At 42.0% G+C, this 5,610-nt stretch carries 8 protein-coding genes and 1 pseudogene; 2 read left to right on the top strand and 7 right to left on the bottom strand.

The window, feature by feature from the left end:
- Positions 1-310: spondin domain-containing protein (locus L650_RS0118595; RefSeq protein ID WP_029774036.1), on the bottom strand; the 310-nt coding region annotated here is incomplete at its 3' end.
- 181 nt (positions 311-491) lie between these two features.
- Between L650_RS0118595 and L650_RS0118590 the strand changes: the two genes are divergently transcribed.
- On the top strand, positions 492-857 hold the full coding sequence (locus tag L650_RS0118590; protein ID WP_024032093.1) for a DUF4870 domain-containing protein: 366 nt from the start codon (positions 492-494) through the stop codon (positions 855-857).
- 55 nt (positions 858-912) lie between these two features.
- Positions 913-1,347: a YqaA family protein gene (locus L650_RS0118585; RefSeq protein WP_024032092.1), complete on the top strand. Its 435-nt coding sequence runs from the start codon at positions 913-915 to the stop codon at positions 1,345-1,347.
- Positions 1,348-1,349: 2 nt separating this feature from the next.
- Here L650_RS0118585 and folX read toward each other — a convergent pair whose 3' ends face one another.
- The 6 genes and pseudogenes from folX to L650_RS0118555 all read right to left on the bottom strand — a co-directional run.
- Positions 1,350-1,706 (bottom strand): dihydroneopterin triphosphate 2'-epimerase, encoded by a 357-nt coding sequence (folX, locus tag L650_RS0118580; RefSeq protein WP_029774035.1) that lies wholly within the window; start codon positions 1,704-1,706, stop codon positions 1,350-1,352.
- A gap of 2 nt (positions 1,707-1,708) precedes the next feature.
- Positions 1,709-2,263, bottom strand: a complete 555-nt coding sequence (gene folE, locus L650_RS0118575; protein WP_004589001.1) for a GTP cyclohydrolase I FolE — start codon at positions 2,261-2,263, stop codon at positions 1,709-1,711.
- 24 nt (positions 2,264-2,287) lie between these two features.
- Positions 2,288-2,984 (bottom strand): annotated as a pseudogene (folM, locus tag L650_RS0118570) (dihydromonapterin reductase).
- A 117-nt stretch (positions 2,985-3,101) separates the two neighbouring features.
- Positions 3,102-3,938, bottom strand: a complete 837-nt coding sequence (gene nadE / locus L650_RS0118565; protein ID WP_004588999.1) for an ammonia-dependent NAD(+) synthetase — start codon at positions 3,936-3,938, stop codon at positions 3,102-3,104.
- 69 nt (positions 3,939-4,007) lie between these two features.
- On the bottom strand, positions 4,008-4,634 hold the full coding sequence (locus L650_RS0118560; RefSeq protein WP_004588998.1) for a YceH family protein: 627 nt from the start codon (positions 4,632-4,634) through the stop codon (positions 4,008-4,010).
- Between the two features lie 41 nt (positions 4,635-4,675).
- On the bottom strand, positions 4,676-5,610 hold a 935-nt coding region (locus L650_RS0118555), incomplete at its 5' end, for a response regulator (protein ID WP_029774034.1).

Below are 5,610 nucleotides of genomic sequence, written 5' to 3'. Positions count from 1 at the left end.
GCTCTGCTGTTGCAGATGCCGCGGGTGCTAAAAGGCCTGCCGCTGGGTTTTCTGCAATATCGCTGCTCGATGCTGACGCTTGAGTAACAAGTGCTGATATATCGCCGCCTTCAGCCATTGCTTGTAGTGCAGCAGGGGCTTCGGTTGCGACTTCAAAAAGTTTATCTTCGCTATCGTGTGCTGTTATTAGTACCGGTGTAAAGTAAAGGCCTTTAGTAAGGTTAGTAATTTCTACTTCTAGCTCTGCTGCCAATGTTGATTGGCTAGCTACTGCTAAAAGGGTTGCAACTGTAAATGCTGAAGCTTTCATTATTATTTCCTGTAAGTGATGATTCAGGCTAAGTATTGAATAACCACCTCAAGAAACTCTCACAAAGTTATCACTTTTTTATCACAGCGGGTTAGGGCGTGTTATTTAACAATATAGCCGCCTCTATATAGACACCTGCTCAATAAAAAGGCAGTATGTATTAACTAATAAGGAGAGCGTAATGGAAGAAAATCAACAGCTTGAGCCGTTATCAAAAGACGAAAAAACATGGGCTATGCTTTGCCATTTAAGCGCTGTAGCCGGTTTTGTTATTCCGTTTGGCTCTATACTTGGGCCATTAGTGGTATGGCTTATTAAAAAAGATGAAATGCCAATTGTCGATTTACACGGTAAAAAATCGCTTAATTTTCAAATTACTATGGCTATAGCTTACTTTGTATGTTTTTTACTGGTATTTGCCGTAATCGGCCTCGTTTTGCTGCCTTTAGTGGCTATTTTTTCTTTTATCATGGTGGTTTTAGCCAGTATTAAAGCCAACGAAGGGAAAGAGTTTAATTACCCACTGAGTCTAAATTTGATAAAATAAATGACGACCCTTTAATAAACCCAGCTGTATGCTGGGTTTTTACTTTAAGTACTTAATGCTTTATATCACCTTATTTTTTAGTGCGTTTGTGTCCGCTACTTTATTACCAAGTTCTTCAGAAGTGGTACTTGTTACCATGATAAGCCAAGCAAAAGCTAATCTGTGGCTGCTGTGGTTAGCCGCTACTTCAGGTAATGTATTAGGAAGTTGTGTTAATTATTGGTTGGGAACTCATGTGCTGCGTTTTAAGCACAAAAAGTGGTTTCCGGTATCAGCCAAGGGACTTGAAAAAGCGCAATCTCAATTTAAAAAATATGGGGTATATAGCTTACTGTTTGCTTGGCTGCCGATTGTTGGCGACCCACTAACGGTAATTGGCGGCATATTTAAAGTGCGTTTTAGTCTGTTTTTATTATTAGTAAGCATTGGCAAAGGCGCGCGGTATTTAGCCGTTATTGCCCTTGCCAGTGGTGCACAAGCGGTTTTGTAAAGTTACTTTGACCAATCAAGCGTGAGCGAAACTGAGTCGGCAAAGCGCAGTGCATGCGGTTTATCTACTCTGGCTTTTGCGTAATGTACGCTTGGGTGTTTGTGGCATACTGCAAGTATTTCGGCAACCAGCTTTTCAAGCAACAAAAAGTGCCCTTGCTCTACTAGGTTTATCACCTCTTTGGTGATCACTTTATAGTTAAGCGCTTGGTCCACTTCGTCTGTTTTACAGGCGTCATCAGCAGGGTAGTGAATTTCTAAATTAATCACTACATCTTGCTTTTTTTCCCGTTCCTCTGGGTTAAAACCAATAAATGTACGTAAGCGTAAGTTGGTTACGTTAATAATTGCGTTGGCCATAATTAACCCTTAATAAGCTGTAAAAACTCGTTACGCGTTTTAGAGTCACTTCTAAAGTTACCTAGCATTACAGAGGTACGCATGCTTGAGTTTTGCTTTTCTACACCGCGCATCATCATACACATGTGTTTAGCTTCAACAATAACACCTACGCCTTTAGCGCCGGTTACTTCTTCAACTGCTTTTGCAATTTGATGAGTAAGCTGCTCTTGTATCTGAAAGCGGCGCGCAAACATATCAACAATACGTGCAAATTTAGATAAGCCTAGTACTTTGCCATCGGGAATATAAGCAATATGGCAACGACCAATAAAAGGTAATAGGTGGTGCTCACACATAGAGTAAAGCTCTATATCTTGTACAAGTACCATATCATCAGCGTCTGAGCTAAATACCGCATTATTGGTAATTTCATCAAGCGTTTGACGATACCCTTTGGTTAAATACTCCATGGCTTTTGCTGCACGTTTTGGTGTATCGAGAAGACCTTCTCGGCCTGCATCTTCACCCACAGCGGTAATAATATTTTGGTAGCTTTGCTTTAAATCGTCATGCATAAATTTCTCAGTTTAATGTGTGTTCTACTTTAAATGGCGGCCGCCATCAACNGTGGCTGCGCAGTAATAAATCAATACTATTAATAATTTCTTGGCAACCTGGCTCTATACCCATAAGAGATTTTTTAAGAGTTTTAGCACGGTAAGCCTCGTCATCGTGCTGATTAAAAATAATCAACGATGGCGCAACCGAATTCACCTTTATATTTGGTGCGTACTTAGCGCTAAACGACTTGGTTAAGTTATCAAGTGCAGCCTTACTTGCGGCATAGGCAATGTGCTTTGGGCTACCTGTTTCAACAACGTAATCGGTAAGATGAATAATGTCAGCCGGTGTGCAAGCATCAGCTTGGTATGCCATTAATAGCTGTGCACAGGCATTATTAATTAAATACGGTGTTTTGGCATGAATGCGCATCATGTTATCAAACAAACTCGAAAAATCAGGGTTACTGGCTTCGCAGTCCCAGCTAGAGGCATTGTGCACAATGGCACGTAAAGAGTGAGTTTGCTGTTTGAGTGTTTCAATAAAGCTAGCTATACCGGCATCGCTGCTAAAGTCGGCGTGTATGCATACGGCGCCTTGTTGTTCTAGGTCGTCGACTGCATCGTGGCGCGTACGATAGGTAATAATAATAGCTTGGCCTTGCGATAAAAAGTGCTTAGCAAGCGCAAGGCCAATACGTTGACCAGCGCCTGTTATTAAAATAGGAGATGTCATGTAATGCAGTTTTCTCTTTGGCAGGCGTTAAAATTAACTATAAATCAGTTTTTTGTTTTACGTAACAATACGGTGAATAGATCAGCTAGTGCATACGCAGCACTAGCTGTTTAGCCGTTATAAATCATCGTAAATAGTCGGAATGGGTTGGCGCTTATGCTGAGTGCGACCATAAATATCAGTTAGCTTTTGCTCAACCTCTGCAGCCACCGGCTTGCCTTCTAAAAAGTCGTCAATTTGGTCATAGCTCAGTCCTAATGCTTCTTCATCGGTGAGGCCTGGGCGGTCACTTTCTAAATCAGCTGTTGGGGCTTTTGTTACTAATAGTTCAGGCGCACCTAAGGCAGTTGCAAGTGCGCGAACTTGACGTTTTGATAAGCCAAATAATGGGGCTAAATCGCATGCGCCATCACCAAATTTGGTGTAAAAACCAGTAATGTTTTCAGCGCTGTGATCGGTACCCACAACGAGGCCTTGGCAAAAACCAGCTATTTCGTATTGCGCTACCATGCGTTGACGTGCTTTTACATTACCTTTTACAAAGTCAACTTTAGCTTGCTCAGGTAGCTCTTCACCACTGCCTACTACTGCCGCCATAGCTTGCTCGTGTAATGCATCGGCAGCGGGTTTTACGTTGACGGTCATGCGTTTACTTGGCTTGATAAAATCAACGGCCATTTGCGCTTCGTCTTCATCGGCTTGTACACCGTATGGCAAACGAACCGCAATAAATTGGTACTTATTAGTGTTTTGCTCTGCGTTTAGTTCATCTACGGCTAATTGGCACAAGCGCCCGCAGGTCGATGAGTCAACACCGCCGCTAATTCCAAGCACTAGCGATACACTATGGGCTGCCACTAAACGTGCTTTTATAAAGTTAACTCGACGGGTAATTTCGGCGTTTACATCAATAGTTGGCTGAACTTTCATTTCAGCCATAATTTCGGCGCGCATGGCCAGCTCCTCGTTATTTAATAAGTAGTTTTTAAATAGGCTTACATTATCTGGTTTAGTGGTTATTAATTAAAGTCCTAAATGTGCTTTTATACGGCTAAGCTCGGCTTTTAGTTCCTCAATTTCTGCAAGTAACTCGTTAATTTCATCGTTTTTAACTTCTGCGACTTCTGTAGCTGGCACTTGGCTTGGCGCTACTGCTGGGTCAGCAAAAAGGTGCATGTAGCGACTTTCTCGTTTGCCGGGCTCGCGCTCAAGCTTTGTTACGTAGTCATCTTTTGCTAACGCGCTCAGGGCGGTTTCTACTTCGCTAACGTTTGTAAATTCAGCTAGGCGAGCGCTGCGCGTTCTTAGCTCACCGGGTGTTTGTGCGCCGCGTAACAGCAGTAAACATATAATTGCCCGTTGCTGCGCGCTCAACTGTAAGCTACTAAATTCTGTATTACAAAAACGGTGGTCGTATTTATTAACTCGCCCCGAAAGCCCTTCGTCTAGCGTTACAAGGCGCTGACTTATAAGCTCATCAAGTGTTTGTTGCACCTCACTTTCGCTCAAGTTTACAACCGGGTCTCGATTTGATTTTTGGTTACACGCATTCGTCAGTGCGTTCAACGACAGTGGATAATGCTCGGGTGTAGTGCTTTGTTTTTCTAAAAGGCAGCCAATAACGCGCTGCTGATTTGCTGATAAATGCATGGCTTTTCTTTATTAGTAAACAGTATTTTTAGCTTACACCTTTATTGTGTACCAAGCCATTGTTGTAATTTAGGCTCTAGTGCTGCGGAATCTAAAGGTTTGGTTAAATAATCGTTCATTCCTGCATCGAGGCACTTCTCTCTATCGCCCTGCATTGCGTTTGCCGTTAAAGCAATGATTGTAATATTTTTATTATGCTTACCCGCTTTTCCTTCGCGTATAGCTTGCGTGGCTTGGTAGCCATCCATCACGGGCATTTGGCAGTCCATTAAAACTAACTGGTATTTTTTGTCTTGGCTGCTGTTTAGCTTATCTAGTGCATCTTGACCGTTTTGCGCAATATCAAAGGTAAGCCCAACTTGTTTTAACAACGCTGAGGCCACCACCTGATTTACTTTGTTATCTTCTACTAAAAGCACTTGCGCGTGCGCTGATATTTCTTTGGGCTTTTCGGTTAACTCATTTTGCAGTTGTGCTTGGCGCTGTTGTTGCTCAATGAATTTATCGTTAGTGAGTGAATCAAATAAATCTGATGGGGTGAGCGGTTTAAATATCAGACAATCTATATTTATGCCAATGTTGTTATGCTCTTGCGAATAACTCATTGGTGCCATAACAACCAGTTTGCTTTGCTTGGTGGTTACTCGGTTTTTTAATGTATTTATTTGTGGGTGTGCAGCTTGCTCAAAAAAATGATAATCGACTAATAATGCATCTGGCTGGGTATCGCAGTTATCAAAATAATTAATGATACCGCTATAGTCACTTAAAATATTAACGTGTGCGCCCCATACGCGTAATTGTTTGGCGGCAATATTGGCGTTAAGTGTGCAGGCATCAATAATTAAAATATGTTTGTTATTAATTAAGTGGCTGGGTAAATCTTGCGCTTTAGTTAAACGGGGCTGTATTTTTATAGAAAACGAAAAAGTGCTGCCTTCATTTAGCATGCTGGTTACGCTTACTTCGCCTTCCA

This window comes from Pseudoalteromonas sp. TB51, assembly GCF_000498055.1.
GTDB lineage: Bacteria > Pseudomonadota > Gammaproteobacteria > Enterobacterales > Alteromonadaceae > Pseudoalteromonas > Pseudoalteromonas atlantica.
This window is presented reverse-complemented; position numbering and strand designations above follow the sequence as displayed.

What these genes read in the sequence shown, in the direction of transcription:
- nadE (WP_004588999.1), bottom strand. Translation starts at nt 3,938, where the DNA reads ATGCGCGCCGAAATTATGGCTGAAATGAAAGTTCAGCCAACTATTGAT.
- L650_RS0118590 (WP_024032093.1), top strand. Translation starts at nt 492, where the DNA reads ATGGAAGAAAATCAACAGCTTGAGCCGTTATCAAAAGACGAAAAAACA.
- folE (WP_004589001.1), bottom strand. Translation starts at nt 2,263, where the DNA reads ATGCATGACGATTTAAAGCAAAGCTACCAAAATATTATTACCGCTGTG.
- L650_RS0118585 (WP_024032092.1), top strand. Translation starts at nt 913, where the DNA reads ATGCTTTATATCACCTTATTTTTTAGTGCGTTTGTGTCCGCTACTTTA.
- L650_RS0118560 (WP_004588998.1), bottom strand. Translation starts at nt 4,634, where the DNA reads ATGCATTTATCAGCAAATCAGCAGCGCGTTATTGGCTGCCTTTTAGAA.
- folX (WP_029774035.1), bottom strand. Translation starts at nt 1,706, where the DNA reads ATGGCCAACGCAATTATTAACGTAACCAACTTACGCTTACGTACATTT.